We start from the raw sequence: 16788 nt of genomic DNA, 5'->3' as shown, positions 1-16788 counted from the left end.
CACCCCAAACAGAGAATACGATTATGTTAGAACAGTTTTGCGATGATTTCCTTGCCGTCGTGCCTTTGCAGTTGCCAGAACTGCTGGACAAGCGCAAGATGGAGAAGCCTGTCAAGTATGACGATTACGTGCTTCTTACTTTCCAGTTGAACACCCCTTTCACGATAGAGGAGGTGATGGATATGCTCGAAGACGAGATGGAAATGATAATCCTCTATCACCACATTCCAAGCCGTCATACGGAGTTCGGACACAGCTGCTGTGCCTATTCCAACCCTTCTTTCGGACGGATGTTCAAGGTCAACGGCTCCACAGATGAGCGTGGCATGGTCAGCCAGATAAAAGTGACCATCTATGACTCGCTGGAGCACATGTCGGCAGATGTATGCCTCGACCTCAGTCTGCATTGCAAGAACGGGTTCTTCAAATACATGAAGCCCAAGGAGGAAGTCCTGCTCGACTTCATTTGAAAGTTACATTTGCCAGATGACAGTCCTGTTCTACCGCAACAACGCTCCATTCTGTTGTCCACAACAAAGGCCAAAGTCATGCCACAAGCTCCCGACCATCTGATGAAGGAAACGCTTTACATGAAGATTATCCATCTTCTCGACCGTCACCGCACATGGCTGGAGATTGAGAGCATCGCCACTGTCCGCAACCACACGATAGTCAGGAACGGCAGAATGACCGACATCCTCAGCCGTGTGCTTGTGGTCAAGGCCATCCACCATCATTTCCCCTACACGAGAGGGCAAGTGTGGCAGATAGCCGAGTACGACTTGGAACAGGCTATCAAGAGCCTTCGGACAACCGACGGAGCTTTCCGTCAGAGAATAATCAAGGGAGAACTGACACTGGAGGATGTGGAGCGTATCATATCCACTGCCACACACGGTGTCGTCCAGCCCGACCTGAGTCCACTTCCATTATTCACATGCTATACATATTATGACAAGTAAGATACTGTTTCTCATCCTGATGTCAGCGTTCTTCTTTGTGACGATGATTCTGCACAGAAGCCGCAGACAGTTTATGACACGGTTCTATCTGCGCATGACCGCGCTTGTGACAGCAAGGAAGCTCTACCGGTTGATGCTGCTCATCCTGCTGTACGTGTTCCACTTCCTCTACCTCTGTGTACACTATAACGACATAGGCGTAGTGGCTTCCACCATAGCGTTTGCCATATTCTTTGTCTTTATGGATGTGGAGAGGTGGCTACAGCGTCTGCACGAGGAGCGGACACCCTTCTGCATCGCCGCGTTGGCGGCAGTGGTGTTTGTCTTCACTCCTCATCTGTTCACGCTTGCTGTCACCATCTCCTTTGTCCTTCTGGCATCACTGTTCTATCCCTCGCGCATAGTCATATCGCTGTGGAAGAACAAGGCTGACCGCAAGATGCTCCTCGAAGACACAGAAATGCTCATCATATACTACTATTAAGTATCACCTGTATCATGCCGTTCCTTTTGTATAATGGAGCTGGCGACAAACAACAGTATTCACCAAACAGATTATTGAAATGAAGAAACAGAAACATAGAACGAGTTCCGGCAAGATGTCTGAACGGATGTCCCTGTTGGAGTTCTTGAAAGAGAGGTCCGGGATAAGGCTGTCGAAGCTCGAAGCCTACCTTGACCTTGTAGACAAGGCTTCTGTACAGTACATCCCCAAGGATCTGTGCAAGCAGGAGTTCAGCCTGTCCAACGGGCAGTTTGTAATCACCATTACCGAACTGGCAGGATGCTGGCATTGGCACCGCGCCACTGTCCGCACCTTCATCGAGCAGTTGGAGAAGATGAACCAGATTTCCGTCACCCGTCTCACGAAGAGCCAAATCATCACCATCCCGATGTTGGCTGAGACACCTGCCGTTTCTCCGATTGACGCAGCCTTGGATGTGTTCCGCCAGAAGATGTGTACCGCATTGGACGAATGGCGAAGCGGCAAGATGTCCGCATCGGCTTGCGCCTCGGAATGTGAACAACTCTACGAAGATGCAACAGAGGAAGTAGCCATTATCTTGCAGAAAGCCGACAATGGCAATTCAATTGGCAAGGTGCCATGCGGAAGAAACATTCCCGAATCTGTAGGACACGCCTTTTGTATGACTGCACTCACAGCTGTCTGCGAAGCCACCTTCCATCAGGTGCTTTCGCAGGAAACAGATAACGCCCTCGTTACCTCCCTTCTTCCCTTCTTTTACAAAGACCTGGGAGGAGACTGGCTCTCATTCATCGAGGCGGCAAAGGCAATATCAGAATTGGCATTGGATGGCAGCTCACCAGCCTTGCATCAGGAAAGCGCAGCCATCAAGTCACAGTTTCAGTCACTCTGCCGACCGTTCCTTGCCATTGTAGCCAACCAAGAGGGCTCCTGTCCATCAAAAGGCTGTATTAACCTCTAATAATCACCGTACAACGCTTCTTCTTTTCTACTGGCACAGTGTTTACACGTCTGCCATTGCTGTAAAATAATCGGGCTTGCCCGTTGGTCGGAAATGAGGGAATTTGGGTAGCCTAATACCCCTCTTGGTCTCCGACCATCGGGAGGCTGTCCTTACAAGCAGCAAGCTGGAGACAGGAGAGTTGTACACACATAAAAGGAAATAGGTTATGGCAACACCAAAACAGGTTATGGATTTCCGACCATCTAAGGGAATCACCACAGCACAGAGCAACGAGCACCAACGCCGTTGGACGGAAAAGGGTTGGGGATCCGCTGAATCAACAGGCAACTACGACCGCAGCCGTGAGCGGCTCAACTTCGAGGTTCGGGGCGGCAAGGTTTGTCCTATAGACAAGAGCCGAAGCATCCCGGAGCGCATGGCAGACATCCTGCGGAGCCGTGGAATCAAAGACCCCAACGAGGGACTGGCAGAGCCACGCTTCCGCACAGTGGTCAATTTCATCTTCGGAGGCTCACGAGAACGTATGACAGAATTGGCATTCGGTGACCAGAAGGTGAATCTCACTCACGGAGCGGACAATTCGCATCTAACCCGATGCAAGGACATTGAGGAATGGGCAAAGGATGTTTACCGCTTTGTTGCGGACAAATACGGTGAGGAGAACATCGTCGCTTTCATCTTACACTTGGACGAAACCAATCCGCACGTTCACTGCACCCTCTTGCCAATCAAGGACGGCAAGTTTGCATACAAACAGATATTCGCCGGAAAGGACAAGTACGAGTTTTCTGCCAGGATGAAAGCCCTGCACAGCGAATTTGCCGATGTCAACAAGCGTTGGGGCATGGAGCGCGGAACTTCCGTCTCAGAGACGGGAGCACGCCACCGCACCACCGAAGAATACCGCCGCCAGCTGTCAGAACAGTGCACCACCATTGAGCAGTCCGTCGCCACCCATCAGCGGACACTCGCCTCGCTCCAATCGGACATCCGTCTGGCAGAGCGGAGAGTAAAAGGACTCACCTCAATGGTCAACAACCTCTTGCAGGAGAAGGCTGAGAAGGAGGCGGCACTTGCTGAATTGCATCGGCAGATTCTTGCAGGTCACGACAATCCTGATGCTCTCCGTCAGCAAGTCCAAGAGCTGGAGCAGGAACTGTCCGCTATCCAGTCGAAACTGGACGACAAGCAGGAGAAGCTCTCAGAGGCTGACCGCAAGCTCGATGCCCTGCGTGAGGAGATGACCGCCATGAAGGAGCGCACGGAGGAGTTGCGGCAGGAGGCACACAGATATTCCGATACTATCCGACAAGGTGCGGACACCGTTCTCAGAAATGCCCTTCTCGAAAACATGGTCAGCGAGTTCTCCGAACGTGTGGCACGGCTTTCCAATGAGGGCAAGGACGTGTTTGACGGTTCCCTGCTTCAGGCCTTTGCGGAGAATGGAACGGAGGTGATGTACTGTGCCACGCTTCTATTCCTCGGCTACGTCGATGATGCCACCACCTTTGCCGAAGGTCATGGCGGTGGCGGCAGTTCGTCCGACCTCAAATGGGGACGTGACGATGACGAGGATGAACGCGCTTGGGCACGCCGTTGCATGATGAAAGCTGCACGCATGATGCGCCCCTCTTCCGGCAAAAGGAAGAAACGATAAGCGGCACTGTCACGTATCACCTGTTATAGTATTCACCAGATTAAATTGAACAACATGAGAAAAATACTTATTCTATCCCTTGGCTTCGCCCTTTCATTGGGTGCGCAAGCCAAAGACTATCACCGCACGGCGGACACCACCACCGTTGTATGCAGACTTTCGGCAGACGGTATGCTTCGTCCGCTTAAACCTTCCTACATGAAAGGGGCATTGGTAGCTTCGCCATGGACGGACAACTGGTTTGTCCAAGCGGCAGGAGGAACTACGGTCTTCCTCGGCAAACCGCTCGGATGCAACGACCTATTCGGTCGCATGAAACCGGCATTCTCCGTGTCGATCGGCAAATGGTTCACACCTTCCGTCGGCGGTCGTCTGAACTATGGCGGTATGCAGTTCAACGACTGCAACAACTCCTCGCAGGACTACCAGTACCTGCGTGCTGATTTCATGTGGAATGTCCTCGGCAACCTCTACAAGGACGATGTACACACTCTTGCCAGATGGAGTGTCATTCCATACGTGGGCGTGGGTATGCTGCACAACAAGGTGAATGCCCACAAGCCCTTTGCCATTTCCTACGGCATACAGGGGCAGTATCATCTCTCCCCACGCATTGCTGTTACGGCAGAGATAGGCAACATGACCACCATGCAGGATTTTGACGGCTATGGCAAGGCACACCGCCTTGGCGACCATCTGCTGTCCGCATCCCTCGGCCTCTCTGTCCGCATCGGCAAGACTGGCTGGAAGCGAGTGATAGACGCTCGCCCGTACATCGCACAGAACGAATGGCTTTCGGCATACGCCTCATCCCTTTCTGACAGCAACAGCCGCTATCACGCCCAGCACGATCGAGATTGTCAGACTCTGGAGCAGCTGCGCAAGATTCTTGCCATCGAGGGACTTCTGGACAAGTACGGCCACCTCTTTTCTGACGATGCCGCTTCTTCCGTCACAAATGGCTATCCTCGAAACGACTACAGCGGTCTCAACTCGCTGCGTGCAAGAATGAGAGACAAGTATGGTAATGGTCAAAAGACAAAGGTCATGGAGTCCGCCTCTTGTACAGAAGAATATGGCAATGCTGAAGGTGAGCCGGAAGACGATTACCTATCGCTCATCCACTCAGGAAAGGCTTGCATAGGTGCGCCCATCTATTTCTTCTTTGAACTTGGCACTGACAGGTTGCTCAACAGGTCACAGCTCGTCAATCTCGACGAAGTAGCACGCATCGCCAAGAAATATGGCTTGAAAGTTAAGGTCATCGGCGCTGCCGACAGTGCCACAGGCAGTGAAGCCATCAATGATAACCTCAGCCGTTCCCGTGCCAGATTCATTGCAGAGGAACTGATGAAACGTGGTATGGAAAATGGCACCATCTCTCAGATTTTCGATGGCGGCATTGACGATTCCCCCCCAAATGAGGCAAACCGCCATACCAGAATCCTGCTGTATCTATAGCCAGACATACAGCTCCGAACAAGAGCACTAAAACTTTTTTTTCATTGATAAATTTTAGAAAGGGAGGGCTTGTCCGTGATGGATAGGCCCTCCCTTAATCATATATGTATTAACGCATATTCTATGCGCATATCTTTTTTTTATCCGTGTTTCTCAGTACTTGACCAGTCAAGCAGGAAGTCATATATACTCATTATCTGTATGCCGTTTTCGTCGCTCCACTGCTTGGTATGTTCTCCCACGATCAGCAGTTTGCGGAAAGAGTCATCTACAAGACGCAACGACCGTTTCTCCTGTTCCATCTTTTCTGCATCGGGCATACGCCACGCCGACTGGATGTAGATCCGCTCGCTCCCTTTGTTGCAGACAAAATCCACTTCCAATGTCACCCTCTGCTGCTTTCCTTCCGTATTCCTCACTCGATGATAGACGTTACCCACATCCACGAGCCATCCTCGCATACGCATCTCATTGTAGATGACGTTCTCCATGATATGTGTCGGCTCGCTCTGACGGAACGACAGAATAGCATTCCTCAGACCTACGTCCTGATAATAATACTTGGACAACGAACCTATGTATTTCCGTCCTTTGATGTCGAACCTTTCGGATTTTTCGATAAGGAAAGCATCCTGCATATATTCCAGATAAGCCGACACTGTCTTGTCGGTTATGCTCTGCACATTGCTTACGGACTTGAACGTATTGGCTATATTCAGTGCATTGACAGGTGCTCCTATACTGGATGCTACGGTCTTCGACAATTCTTCAAATTCAGGTCTCAGTTCTATGTTGTTCCGCTCGTAGATGTCACGTAGATATACCGTGCGATAAAGGCGACGCAGGAAATCAGCCTTCTTCTCATCCCCAACCTGTGTAAGTAGTTGCGGCAAACCTCCGTACAGTCTGTATTCAGCCCAACCGTCTTCTTTCGAACCATCATACACCGTCATGAACTCCTTGAAGGATAGTGGCCACACATGTATCTCGTCACCTCTGCCTCGGAATTCCGTCACCAGGTCAGAGGACAGGAAACGCGAGTTGGAGCCTGTGACATACACATCCGCCCCTTCGGTAACTGACAAGGAAGAGAGCACCTCTACAAAGTCTTCCACCTCCTGCACCTCGTCGATGATGATATAATAAGTCTCATAGTCAATCATCATCTTTTCCACCCAGTCCAACAGGTAGTCCGGGTTCTTGAACTCTCTGTTCTTCCTACTCTCCATGTCGATGACGAGAATATGGTCTTCTCTCACGCCCTCATCCAATAGATGCTGATGAAAGAGTTTCTTCAGAAGGAACGACTTGCCTGAACGTCGCAATCCTGTGATTATCTTTATGAGCCCGTTGTTCTTTGAACGGCTCAACTGTTCTATGTATCTATATCTGTTTACTATCATATTTTACGAAAAACTGTCACTTGTGACACTTTTTCGGAGGCAAAGTTATATATTTTATCCTAAATCAAAGAAAGAAATAAAGAAAAATGCACTAAAAATCAATGATTTTCCTGTTTTGTAGTGTCTATTCCACTTGCCGATGCCCATTTTTCTTTGCAAAGTTACTGCCCGGGCGAATGGTCAAGTACCGCCATGCTAACAGGCAGAGGACTGAACGACAGCTTTCCGCAAATCAAAGATTTGGGTATTTCATTAACTCCTCCGTCTGTTTTCTTGCCTTATCGCCCTCATTCCGCAGTCTTTTGATGCACGAAAAATCAGTTCCCGACAAGAGGAGCCGAAAGGCTTCAAAAGGAGGGAAGAAAAACAAGTTGAACAAATAATTTCTTTGCGTATGGAATTACACAGATTATCAGAAAACGAGCAGGCATTTGTCGAGTGCTTCTCACGGTTCGTAAACGGTCAGATGGGGTCAGCCGCCAAGGTAGGCAATGCCCTTGCAGATGACCATCGCTATCTTATCAACGAAAAGGGCAAGGTGGTGTTTGCCTTCTTGGAACGCCTTGCCAACGACTATCAAAAAGGTCGTTATGACCAGCGTGACGAGTGGGTGTGCCGATTGGCAGCAGAGGCCATCGAACACCTTGTAGAGAACAGAATGTATTACAGAACACTTAACAACGATTGACTATGGCAAGCAGATTGATTACACCCGTATTGGAGGAGATACTGAAATCCTATCCTCTGTATTCACAGGACGGCAAAGGCAAGGATGCCGTTTGTGTGGCAATATTCTTCATCGGACACGTCCGTTGGTTCGTACTTGAAGGACAGCCGGAAGGTAACGACACCACGTTGTTCACCATCGTATGCGGTCTGCATGAAACGGAGTATGGCTATACCTCCGTCAATGAAATGGAGAGCGTAAAGGTGGATGGCTCCAAATATGGAGTGGACGAGATATTTCAAGTGGAGCAGTTGGACGGCTTCAAGCCGGTGAAACTGAAGAGCATTCCAGACGAGGATTTACAAGCATTCCTTCATAATATGGAATGACCCCAAATTAAATCAGCCGCAGGGACATTACTCCTTGCGGCTGACTATTGTTAGTACCTACTATGAGTAGTAAAGCCTACGATTAGTATATACTACGATACTACTCTCATCTTCGGAAAGCGGACTTGGCAACGTGCTCCTCTTGTACCTCTTCCTTCTGGTACTCCTCCATGTCAAGCAGTTGCTCATACGCAGAGCTGATGTTTGCGTCCATAGAATGGTTGTGGCTGAAAGGGAAGGTATGCTTCACAGAGAGTCCTGCATTGGTCACAGTCCCCACATCCAGGCTATCCTTATCCTTGTTATATTGCAGGTTCAGCAAACCACCATTCGGCATTTGGAATATCGGCATTTTTCGCTGCGCCAATTCCGAAAACTCTTCGGCGGTCATCTCCCTCGCCACAGCCTTCACGTCCTCACTGGCACGTCCTATGCCATAGCGAGTGATATGGTCACGCACTTCTTGCTCCGTATGCTTCAGGAACACCTCATACGTACCGCCGACACTCCCGTTATAGACCACTGCAAAGTCCTTGTCCTCTATTAGCAGGTCATCGCCTCTGTTCTGGCACGGCTTCCTGTAGGTCTGCTCCTCGTCCATGCCGTTCCCGTCATAGTATTCCTTGGCAAGCGTCAGCAGTCCTTGATAGTCACCTTTCTCCTTTAGCTTATCCAGTTCCGATGTGTCATCCGTTGATTGGAGATAGGCGATGGAGGCATAATAGACGTTTTCTTTCGATTGTGAAGGCTCTGTCAGGCTTTTGTACTGGGCAAAAGCCTCCTGATAATTGGTGTCAAGGTCTTTGCCGTGGTCGTAAGGAACAGAGAGTTTCACTTCCAGACCGTTACTCGTCGGCACAGCAATCTTTACAGAGTCCTCCTTCTCATGATGCTGGATATATACAGCAGAACCATTATATGCCAAGACTGCATGGTCGCCGTCATCTATGGATAGATAACTTTTCCCTTGCCCGTTTTCCTGCTCAGCCTTTTTCTCCTGGTCTATCTCCATAGCAATCTTGTCGATATGCTGCGTGAGCATTGAGGTAGCTTTTTTCACATCGAGTAGCGTGGTCTTGATGAACTGCGGCGACTCCTTCAGCGAATCCAGCCAAGACTTCAAATAGGCAGCCGAATCTCCTTTCAGATGCTTTGTCATGCCATACCGCTGAGCGGTCAGCGCAGCCGTCAGTTCTGCCACCAGTTCCTCGCGTGCATACTCTGCCGAGCCGAAGGTAGCGGGCTTGATGCGGTCTAACTGTCCCTCCGCACCCGTGGAGTGTCCCATCTCGTGGAAAAGGTTCGAGTAGAAAGACTCCCCATCCTTGAACTGCCTTTTCTCAGGCATCACAATCTCATTCTTGCTGATGGAGAAATAGGCGGAATCACCGAACATCGGTTTGATGGGACATATCCAACGGTTGTCCGCTATCATCCTATCCACGGGTTCAAAGGCAAACTGCTCGTCCTTCTCTACCTTGGGCATCGAGTATTCCTGTTCCAGTTTCTCCCAAAACTCTGGTCTGACCTCCTTCAGGTTGGTCTGCGCCACATTGAAGACATGGTAAGTCTGAAGCTTTGGATATACATTGTACTTTTCGCGCTCTTCCTGAGAGAGCAGTTTGTAGTCCTCCCACTTGATGTGTTCCTTTGTTTCCTTATTGACCACCGTAAACGTGGTGAGCATCACGGGGAAAGAATGCTCACCTTTCAGTACTGACACACGGGGCTTCTGTTCCTCGTCTTTCTTGCCAGTTTTGTTAAACTGCTGTATGCGGTCGAAGGTACAGAAGCGAGGAATCTTGTAACCCTCCTTCTCGCAATGCAGGAGCAACATCATAGCGTTCATGCCATTATATTCTCGTCCGTTCAGGTTTTTCGGCCATTGCAACGCACCTTCAGTAAACCAGGGCTTTTTCCATCCGTCTTTGCCCGACAGCGACTGAATACGCTCAATCATCATATCGGCAAACAGGTCGAGTGCCTTGTCTTCGGCACTCGGACCTTCCTTAGCATAAGGCTTTCCCATAGTCAATTAACCATTATAGGGCTGCGGAACATATTCGCTCATTTCAGACACTCGGCAGGAGAAGTCCAGTTTGTCATTGAAGACACTGACAGACAATGCCCCTTTGATGTTCGCTTTCACGCCTGGTTGCAGCCATGCCTCGCATTTGCCATCGAATAGGAAGAAACTTACCCAGATGTATTCAAATCCGTCCTGTACTTTCTCTGCGCTGAAAGCGGAGAACTGGCAGTACGGCACACCATTCTTGTCCGTCTTGTCCTCAATGCTCTTGCCCACCTTGCCGCGGAACTCCATCACGCCCTTGATGCAGTCCTCTGCCTCGTCAGGCTGGTGGCTGATGCTGCTTGCCGACAGGTTGAAATAAAGGACATCGCCCCATTTTCTTGGTACCAATACACCGGCTACCTCAATGCGTTCGCCGATGTTGCAGCTGCCCACCTCCGTCAGTGTCCCATCTTTGATGACCGACACCTCGATGGTCTTGTTAATCCCGCTCTTCGCTGGAATGACTACGTTCATGGCAAAGCTCACGAATGCCTTGCCCTCCTTGTTCGTGCGGCAGGTCGCAGCCTTGCTGACCGTTCCGCACACTGTTACATTACATTTGATCATTGCTCGATACTATTTGAATTATACATATCCATCGTCCAAGTGAAATGTCTTAGCAATGACAATAATCTCTTTTCAATCATCATATACTAGCGCACGTATCAGTTCATAGACTATCCACGCTGCTATGATAAGTTGGAAGCCGAGATAGATGATGGCCACGGTCTGACCGAAAAGCCATTGGGTAAGCATGAAGTGTCCTGCCACAGCTACCATACCCACCAGCAATGTACACAGATGACTTGCTATCCTTTTCATTTCCTTTGCAGATTTTGTTGTTGACTCTCAGCCTCCATCCCTTGCTCGAAGTTCTGCGAAGCCTGCTGTGTCGCCACGATGCCTGTCACCATTCCCGCAATCTTCGTCCGTTTGCTTTCTTCCGACAGATTGGCATTGCCCAAAATGAGCGACAGGCGGTTCATCTCCGAGGAGGTCAGTTCACGGTCAATCTTCACCGTACCGCTCTCTGCATGAAGCACAGTCTTGCCGTTCTCACCCACAGTAATGGTGCATTGCCTCATGCCTGGAACAAGCGAGGTCAAATCTACGAGCCGGTTGGCTGCCATGGCAGAGATAAGTCCTTTTTGTCGTTCCTCATCATTGCTGTCAATCTGCGCTGCCAACATCATCAGCGACATGAAGGTGGTCATCGCCATGTCGAGTATAGGGTCATTCGTTCCCGAAATGCCCACGCCGCTGTCCTCCGAGGAAAGGATTTTCTTCATCCAGTCCTCCGACGAAACCTTCTGCTCCTGTGGCGCATTGCTCTTGTATTTTGCCAACAGGTCATTGCCGTTATGCAGGGCCTGTAGCTTGATGTTGCCTTTCTGTCCGATTTCTGCCAGATAAGCGGCTGGATCCATATCCCTTTTTGAGCCGTCAGCCGATACACTCTTCACTCCGAAATGCAGATGCTCGCCAGTGGTTCTGGTGCCGGTATTTCCCGACACCCCCAACTTCTGACTGGCATTAACCACGTCACCTACCTTTACTGCTATGTCAGACAGATGCAGGTAGGAGCATTGCACCTTGCTGCCATCCTCACGGCTGTATTCCACGGTGACGGATTTCCCTCCTGCCGTGTTCGCATTATGGTTCACCGCCACCACCTTGCCGCCGTTCTCCGTGGCCAACACCGCCTCATGGTTCGTCTTGATGTCAATGCCCTTGTGCATCTGCTGCTTGGTGGCATCCATCGGATCCTGGCGATTGCCGAAAGGCGAGGTGATGAAGAGAAACTCCTCTCGCTCCACAGGAAAGGAATACCCGGCAGACTGCGGTACATGGGCAGCAGGCATTTCTCTACGAGGATTATTCTCCACCCCGAACGACCGACCTTCTGCCCGCATCTCAGCCATCACCTCACTGTCATACTTGTCCAGTCCGTTGGCTTCAATGATGCGCTGCAGACTTGCAGCATAACCGCCGCCCGTGGCATAGCCGGCACGCTCAATGCCCTTCGTCCATCCCTTGTAGTCGTCAGGCGACAGCGTGAAGCACTGCGCATAACGCTTGTTCTGCTTCAGGAACTGCGAGTGATGCTCATAACTGTCACCCACGCTTTTGTACTTACAGAATTTCTCGTTGGGCCTATCATCCGTATAGACTCCATACTCTCCGCCATTCTTCAACCACGATGCCGTAGCCTTGATGCCAAAGTGGTTGTTGCATTCGCGCGACAGTTGGCTCTGTCCGTTGCTGCTCTCCAGTATGGCTTGCGCCAAGATGACGGAGGCAGGAATCCCATACATCCGCATCTGTTCTTTGGCTTCCTCCGCATATTGTGCGGCATACGCTGCGTTCTTTCCCATAAGCCTATCTCCTTAGACTGGTGTGTTGTTCTGTTTCTTGACTTTCCTGTGCCATCTGCTTTCCTGTCTCTTTTCCAGGTGACACCATCTCCGTAATTCCACGCTTCGATGATGTTGTCTGCTTCGGCATTTCCAACTGGTCACAGATGGCCACCCGTTCACCAGCACGAATGAGCTTCGGCAGATAGGTGTCGAGGGCATGATATGGGAATCCTGCCATTGCCAACGGCTTGCCTTCATCATCCTTGCGCCCATTGCTCTTTGTCAGCGTAATACCCAATATTTTGGATGCCTTCACCGCATCATCCTTGTAGGTCTCATAGAAGTCACCGCAGCGAAACAAAAGAATGGCATCAGGATGCTTCTTCTTCAAGTCAAGATATTGTTGGACAAGGGGAGAGACAGCAGCCTTGACAGCCTTTTCATCCTTCTTTTCTTCTTTCTTTTCCTCTTGTTTCTTCTCTTCCCTTTGTTCAGAGCTTTTATCTTCCTTAAGTACCACTTCCTTCTGTTCATCATGCTTATCGACAATTGCCGTCTCCGCTTGCTTCACCTCCGTCGCTTCTTCCTGCTTCTCTTGTGTACTTTGCTCGACATTGTTGTCTTTCTGCAATACATCAGCAAACAGCGAGGCGGCAAGGTTCTGCTTGTAGGAATCCCTGTCAGGAGCCACCCACAATCGTTGCCATTGTGACGGACTGACACTTCTCGGCTGCAACTTCTTGCCGTCAATAGTGGCTGCACACAGGCATTCGCCCGATTTGGCACGGAATACTGCCACACGCTGGATGCGGTTCAAATCAACCTCCTGCTCATTACCTCCGAAGATGTCCACCTTCAGGTCGGGTTTCGCCTCTGCCATAGCATAATACTTCTGTGCCAGTTCCTCACGCACACGCTCGATGTTGTCCATCGACTGCTTCAAGGTGGTGAAGAAATGATTGAGGTCTCCTTTGTCGGGATAGACGGCAAAGCCCTCCTTACCTTCGGGCTTGATGTACAATGCCCACCGCTCCTTGTCATCCTTTACCAACTGCACATTGTCGAAACCGATGTCACGGCTGTGGGTTACGGCCTCAGAAGCATCCAACGAGGATAGGTCTTCGATAGACCAGTTGCGCAGTCTTGATACCGTGATTTTCTTGTCGGCGAAATAACTGTCGTCGGGACGGAAGCCCAAGGCTCCGTCGGGATTGTAGAAACGCACGTTGTCATAACCCTCTTTCTGCAAGGCATTGGTGAAGCGTTGCTTGTTCATGCCCTTGATCTCGTTGTTCACCTCCAACGATGCACCCTGTGGCAGCACCACATCGGCGGTCTTGCTGGCATCATCACGCACGATGACCACAGTACGCTGCTCCTCGTTGGGATGCTGCTTGATTTCGTCTGCTACGAAGTAGTGGTTGGGCAACTGCACCTGTATCTGCGCCGTCTCTCGCTGATGCTGGTCGGTGGCATACTCCACCTTTTCACCCAGTTCGGCTTTCTTCAACACCTTCAGCGCACCGTTCACCTCACTCTCGATGGCATCAATCAGACAAGGGTCTTCCTTCAGTTCCCTCGTCCAATAGTCCACCATGCTAAGGCTGTCCTTTGACAGACGGGCAGGCAGTCCCAGTTCGAGCATCTTCACGCCCGAAGCTATCTCAGTGATGAGTCGTTCCTTCTTCACGGCATCCTCCGACGGGGCTTTGCCGTTCTTCATGACCATGCCCTCACGTGCCAACCGCTGCTGATGACCGGTGGCAGACACCAACTGACGCATCATCTCCTGTACATAGTCATTGTAGTGCTCGAAGTCACGCTGCCGTGGCAGGTAGATGACATCCTTCTCGGTGTCGTAGTGCGCCACACCCGTGCCGTCCTGACGTACATTCACGAGGTTGTCCTTCATCTTCTGAAGGAATCCGTTGACGCACCCATGCAGCTGCTTGTCCTCCTTGTCGCCATAACCTCTATCCTCCACCGTGCCATCCTTCTTCAATGCCGTAGTGTAGGCTGTTTCGTTAGCCATAGGCAGTAGCGTCTGGTCGATATTGAACAGCACACGGATCTCACGGTTTTTCACTCCCTTGTACTGCTGTTTGTCCTGTTCCGACAGTTCTGCGTATGCCTCCTTGGTGATGACATCGTCGGGATTGTTGCGGTTGACGTACTTATTCCAATTGTAATACAGGAACGGCACACCTTTCTCATGCTCCCTCACGCTCTCACCCCGTGCCTTCGCTTCGGAGAACTGCGTAAACAGATTGCTCTTGCAACCCTTGGCATCGGAGTCAAGGGCAAGGACAAGGGCATTGAACGGACTGACCGAAAAGCCCTTGGGATAGAGCTTCGGATAGAGTTTGCCGCTTGCATTCAACCAATGTCCCTTGGCATCCACCGCACTCGTCAGTGCCTCAGTGAGCAGCGACACCTGCTTCTCCGCCGTCCGCTTCTCAAATTCTGATTTCTCTTTCATGCTTTTATCTTTTTGTTTATCTCAATCACATTCTATAATTGGCTTACCAAGCCACCGTTCCCGACAATTTTGTTGTCGGGCTTCACTGTATTCCCCTCGGTCGCACCACGCTCTCCCGTGCCTGCTCTTCGTACTGCATTGCTGCCATCTGTCGCATCTGGTCGTTCTTGGCAAGTATGGCGTTAGCCAATGTATTCAGCGGCAATGCCCCCGACTGATGCGCCCCAATCACACTGTCAGGCAGTTGAATGGTACAAGGCACATGGTCAATGTTGGCAACGAGACACCGCCCTTGCAGCATCGGGTTGCTGATACGAGGATTGAGTGGTTCATCAGGATATTGGCGGTACTGAATGCGAGATGCAGCAGGACTAACTGTAGGTGCAATGCCTTCCTGCTGTTTCCTGCCCAGCACCTCATGTCCCGCTTTGTTGAGCAGATTGGCACCTCCCATACCCATCAACAGCATCTTCAGTATAGGATTCTTCACGAACATTCCAGCCACGATAGAGGCCAAAGGAAGGAGGCTATTGTCCATATTCAGCGATTTTGTCTTGCCAGTGAACAGTCCCACCAGTACATCGGGCAGCATCGCCAACACATAACCAAGGTTCTTGCCGATGTCTGAAAAGCCGTTCAGTCCAAAACTCTGCAACAGCCCGTCCCATCCATTTTCGTTTGTTTGTAAGGCTGTTTCCTCCTGCTGGACTACAGATGGTGTTGCCTCTTCAGTCGATGAATCAGGAGTTTCTTTCGGTTCTGCCTTCTTCTCCTTCTCAGCCTCTGCATCCAGTCTCGCCTTAACCTCCAGATACTCGTCTTCCTGTCCAGGCGCAACTATCAAGGGCACATCCTTGTACTTGCCTGTACGTTTGGTTGCTTCGTTTCTCTGAGGGTCAAGGAACGTACCTTTGTTCCAAGGAAAAGAGGTCTGCTCGGTTTGTTTCGTCCAATCCATAAAAGTGATATTGCTCGTGGGAATCTTGTTCTTGAAATGGCTGTTGGTAGCCTTGATATAGCTGTTCTCGTGGTTCTTGATGACTTTTGCCTGTTTGCGGAATGAGGCGAAGACGTTGGTGCCCGTACCGAAAACTCCCTTGCTGATACACTCCTCGACACAGACCTCTTGGCTGCTACCTTTCTTGCTTAGGTGCTCCATGCCGACATTCATCACCATATCGATACCGACAAACTTGGCGAAGGTTGCCCATGAGCCAATCCCTCCCATGGCCACGACATCGGCACCCGCTCCGGCTGCCCATCCCGCTGCCTTCTCTGTTCGAGAGGGCTTATAGGCTGCCTCTCCTTTGGCTTCTATCTCTGCGGCAAGGGGTGACTTGTTCAGTTCGTAGGGCAGACCGAACAGACTGCTTTGTGCCGCCTTGCGGATGATATAGTCGGCAGAAGATGTTGGCATACGGTCTTTCACCATTTTTTCTATCATCAGCTGCTCCATGCGGTGATCGATATAGGCGTATGCCAAATCACAACCGAGTTGTTTAGAGAGTGCATCGTACCGCTCTCGTCCTATCTCCGTCACCACCGCCTTGCGCCATTCCTCAGCCATCACGGCAAGGTCACGCTGCATATCCTTGTTGCCGACAATAGCCTCCTTGCACATCGCCAGATAGTCTTCGGTGGTCTTGCTGTTCCACTTGCCTGTAATCTTCAGCGTGGCGTATGGGTCATCACCAGGCATATTGGCAGTGGCCAATGAGCGTAGGATGCCAGCCGTACTGTTGGAGTAGGCTCGCATCTCGTCTGCCTGTCTGTTGGACAAGTCCCGTTGCACCCTGCCCATCACGGGGGCAAGGTGACACCCGAAGTAGTCGCCCATCAGACGCTCTATCTCTGCGAATCGCTGACTGTTCTTAACTGCCATATACCT

The 16788-nt window shown here is 50.7% G+C and carries 15 protein-coding genes; 8 read left to right on the top strand and 7 right to left on the bottom strand.

Features of this window, described 5'->3' with window-relative positions; all coding sequences use genetic code 11:
• The first annotated feature begins 23 nt into the window (after window positions 1–23).
• From CIK90_RS07335 to CIK90_RS07310, 6 genes are all read left to right on the top strand, one after another.
• Entirely contained in the window at window positions 24–470 is a 447-nt protein-coding gene (locus CIK90_RS07335) for a hypothetical protein (RefSeq protein ID WP_004319947.1), read from the top strand.
• A 78-nt stretch (window positions 471–548) separates the two neighbouring features.
• Window positions 549–962, top strand: a complete 414-nt coding sequence (locus tag CIK90_RS07330) for a hypothetical protein (protein ID WP_005816283.1) — start codon at window positions 549–551, stop codon at window positions 960–962.
• Window positions 952–1446: a hypothetical protein gene (locus CIK90_RS07325; RefSeq protein ID WP_005816282.1), complete on the top strand. Its 495-nt coding sequence runs from the start codon at window positions 952–954 to the stop codon at window positions 1444–1446. The genes CIK90_RS07330 and CIK90_RS07325 overlap by 11 nt, the downstream gene beginning before the upstream one ends.
• Before the next feature lie 79 nt (window positions 1447–1525).
• A complete protein-coding gene (locus CIK90_RS07320; protein WP_005816280.1) occupies window positions 1526–2410 on the top strand; it encodes a hypothetical protein in 885 nt (294 codons plus the stop codon).
• Window positions 2411–2618: 208 nt separating this feature from the next.
• Window positions 2619–4070 carry a MobV family relaxase gene (gene mobV, locus CIK90_RS07315; protein WP_005816278.1) on the top strand — a complete coding sequence of 484 codons (1452 nt, stop codon included), beginning with the start codon at window positions 2619–2621 and terminating at the stop codon, window positions 4068–4070.
• Between the two features lie 54 nt (window positions 4071–4124).
• Window positions 4125–5531 (top strand): OmpA family protein, encoded by a 1407-nt coding sequence (locus tag CIK90_RS07310; protein WP_094464735.1) that lies wholly within the window; start codon window positions 4125–4127, stop codon window positions 5529–5531.
• A gap of 140 nt (window positions 5532–5671) precedes the next feature.
• On the opposite strand, the gene CIK90_RS07305 is transcribed toward CIK90_RS07310, so the two are convergent.
• Window positions 5672–6934, bottom strand: coding sequence for an ATP-binding protein (locus CIK90_RS07305; RefSeq protein ID WP_005816273.1), 1263 nt, complete (start codon window positions 6932–6934; stop codon window positions 5672–5674).
• A 394-nt stretch (window positions 6935–7328) separates the two neighbouring features.
• Between CIK90_RS07305 and CIK90_RS07295 the strand changes: the two genes are divergently transcribed.
• Both CIK90_RS07295 and CIK90_RS07290 read left to right on the top strand, forming a co-directional pair.
• Window positions 7329–7622, top strand: coding sequence for a hypothetical protein (locus CIK90_RS07295; protein WP_005816271.1), 294 nt, complete (start codon window positions 7329–7331; stop codon window positions 7620–7622).
• Window positions 7623–7624: 2 nt separating this feature from the next.
• Window positions 7625–7990: a DUF2958 domain-containing protein gene (locus tag CIK90_RS07290; RefSeq protein ID WP_005816269.1), complete on the top strand. Its 366-nt coding sequence runs from the start codon at window positions 7625–7627 to the stop codon at window positions 7988–7990.
• Between the two features lie 106 nt (window positions 7991–8096).
• Here CIK90_RS07290 and CIK90_RS07285 read toward each other — a convergent pair whose 3' ends face one another.
• The 6 genes from CIK90_RS07285 to CIK90_RS07260 all read right to left on the bottom strand — a co-directional run bounded on the left by CIK90_RS07285 (window position 8097) and on the right by CIK90_RS07260 (window position 16782).
• On the bottom strand, window positions 8097–10019 hold the full coding sequence (locus CIK90_RS07285) for a zincin-like metallopeptidase domain-containing protein (RefSeq protein WP_005816267.1): 1923 nt from the start codon (window positions 10017–10019) through the stop codon (window positions 8097–8099).
• Window positions 10020–10025: 6 nt separating this feature from the next.
• The gene (locus tag CIK90_RS07280; protein ID WP_005816265.1) at window positions 10026–10631 is read right to left on the bottom strand and encodes a hypothetical protein; all 606 of its coding nucleotides are present in this window, start codon (window positions 10629–10631) and stop codon (window positions 10026–10028) included.
• Between the two features lie 72 nt (window positions 10632–10703).
• On the bottom strand, window positions 10704–10886 hold the full coding sequence (locus CIK90_RS07275) for a hypothetical protein (RefSeq protein WP_005816263.1): 183 nt from the start codon (window positions 10884–10886) through the stop codon (window positions 10704–10706).
• A complete protein-coding gene (locus tag CIK90_RS07270; protein WP_005816260.1) occupies window positions 10883–12439 on the bottom strand; it encodes a glucosaminidase domain-containing protein in 1557 nt (518 codons plus the stop codon). Before CIK90_RS07270 ends, CIK90_RS07275 begins: the two co-directional genes overlap by 4 nt.
• 4 nt (window positions 12440–12443) lie before the next feature.
• Complete coding sequence (locus tag CIK90_RS07265) at window positions 12444–14900, bottom strand: zincin-like metallopeptidase domain-containing protein (RefSeq protein WP_005816257.1); 2457 nt, start codon at window positions 14898–14900, stop codon at window positions 12444–12446.
• An 82-nt stretch (window positions 14901–14982) separates the two neighbouring features.
• The gene (locus tag CIK90_RS07260; protein ID WP_005816255.1) at window positions 14983–16782 is read right to left on the bottom strand and encodes a hypothetical protein; all 1800 of its coding nucleotides are present in this window, start codon (window positions 16780–16782) and stop codon (window positions 14983–14985) included.
• Window positions 16783–16788 lie beyond the last annotated feature (6 nt).

It is taken from the genome of Prevotella sp. P5-126 (assembly GCF_002251185.1).
Lineage (GTDB): Bacteria > Bacteroidota > Bacteroidia > Bacteroidales > Bacteroidaceae > Prevotella.
The sequence above is the reverse complement of the archived record's forward strand: the minus strand, read 5'-3'. Positions and strand labels throughout refer to the sequence as shown.

What these genes read in the sequence shown, in the direction of transcription:
- mobV (WP_005816278.1), top strand. Translation starts at nt 2,619, where the DNA reads ATGGCAACACCAAAACAGGTTATGGATTTCCGACCATCTAAGGGAATC.
- CIK90_RS07270 (WP_005816260.1), bottom strand. Translation starts at nt 12,439, where the DNA reads ATGGGAAAGAACGCAGCGTATGCCGCACAATATGCGGAGGAAGCCAAA.
- CIK90_RS07290 (WP_005816269.1), top strand. Translation starts at nt 7,625, where the DNA reads ATGGCAAGCAGATTGATTACACCCGTATTGGAGGAGATACTGAAATCC.
- CIK90_RS07285 (WP_005816267.1), bottom strand. Translation starts at nt 10,019, where the DNA reads ATGGGAAAGCCTTATGCTAAGGAAGGTCCGAGTGCCGAAGACAAGGCA.
- CIK90_RS07325 (WP_005816282.1), top strand. Translation starts at nt 952, where the DNA reads ATGACAAGTAAGATACTGTTTCTCATCCTGATGTCAGCGTTCTTCTTT.
- CIK90_RS07295 (WP_005816271.1), top strand. Translation starts at nt 7,329, where the DNA reads ATGGAATTACACAGATTATCAGAAAACGAGCAGGCATTTGTCGAGTGC.
- CIK90_RS07310 (WP_094464735.1), top strand. Translation starts at nt 4,125, where the DNA reads ATGAGAAAAATACTTATTCTATCCCTTGGCTTCGCCCTTTCATTGGGT.
- CIK90_RS07260 (WP_005816255.1), bottom strand. Translation starts at nt 16,782, where the DNA reads ATGGCAGTTAAGAACAGTCAGCGATTCGCAGAGATAGAGCGTCTGATG.
- CIK90_RS07265 (WP_005816257.1), bottom strand. Translation starts at nt 14,900, where the DNA reads ATGAAAGAGAAATCAGAATTTGAGAAGCGGACGGCGGAGAAGCAGGTG.
- CIK90_RS07280 (WP_005816265.1), bottom strand. Translation starts at nt 10,631, where the DNA reads ATGATCAAATGTAATGTAACAGTGTGCGGAACGGTCAGCAAGGCTGCG.
- CIK90_RS07330 (WP_005816283.1), top strand. Translation starts at nt 549, where the DNA reads ATGCCACAAGCTCCCGACCATCTGATGAAGGAAACGCTTTACATGAAG.
- CIK90_RS07305 (WP_005816273.1), bottom strand. Translation starts at nt 6,934, where the DNA reads ATGATAGTAAACAGATATAGATACATAGAACAGTTGAGCCGTTCAAAG.
- CIK90_RS07335 (WP_004319947.1), top strand. Translation starts at nt 24, where the DNA reads ATGTTAGAACAGTTTTGCGATGATTTCCTTGCCGTCGTGCCTTTGCAG.
- CIK90_RS07320 (WP_005816280.1), top strand. Translation starts at nt 1,526, where the DNA reads ATGAAGAAACAGAAACATAGAACGAGTTCCGGCAAGATGTCTGAACGG.
- CIK90_RS07275 (WP_005816263.1), bottom strand. Translation starts at nt 10,886, where the DNA reads ATGAAAAGGATAGCAAGTCATCTGTGTACATTGCTGGTGGGTATGGTA.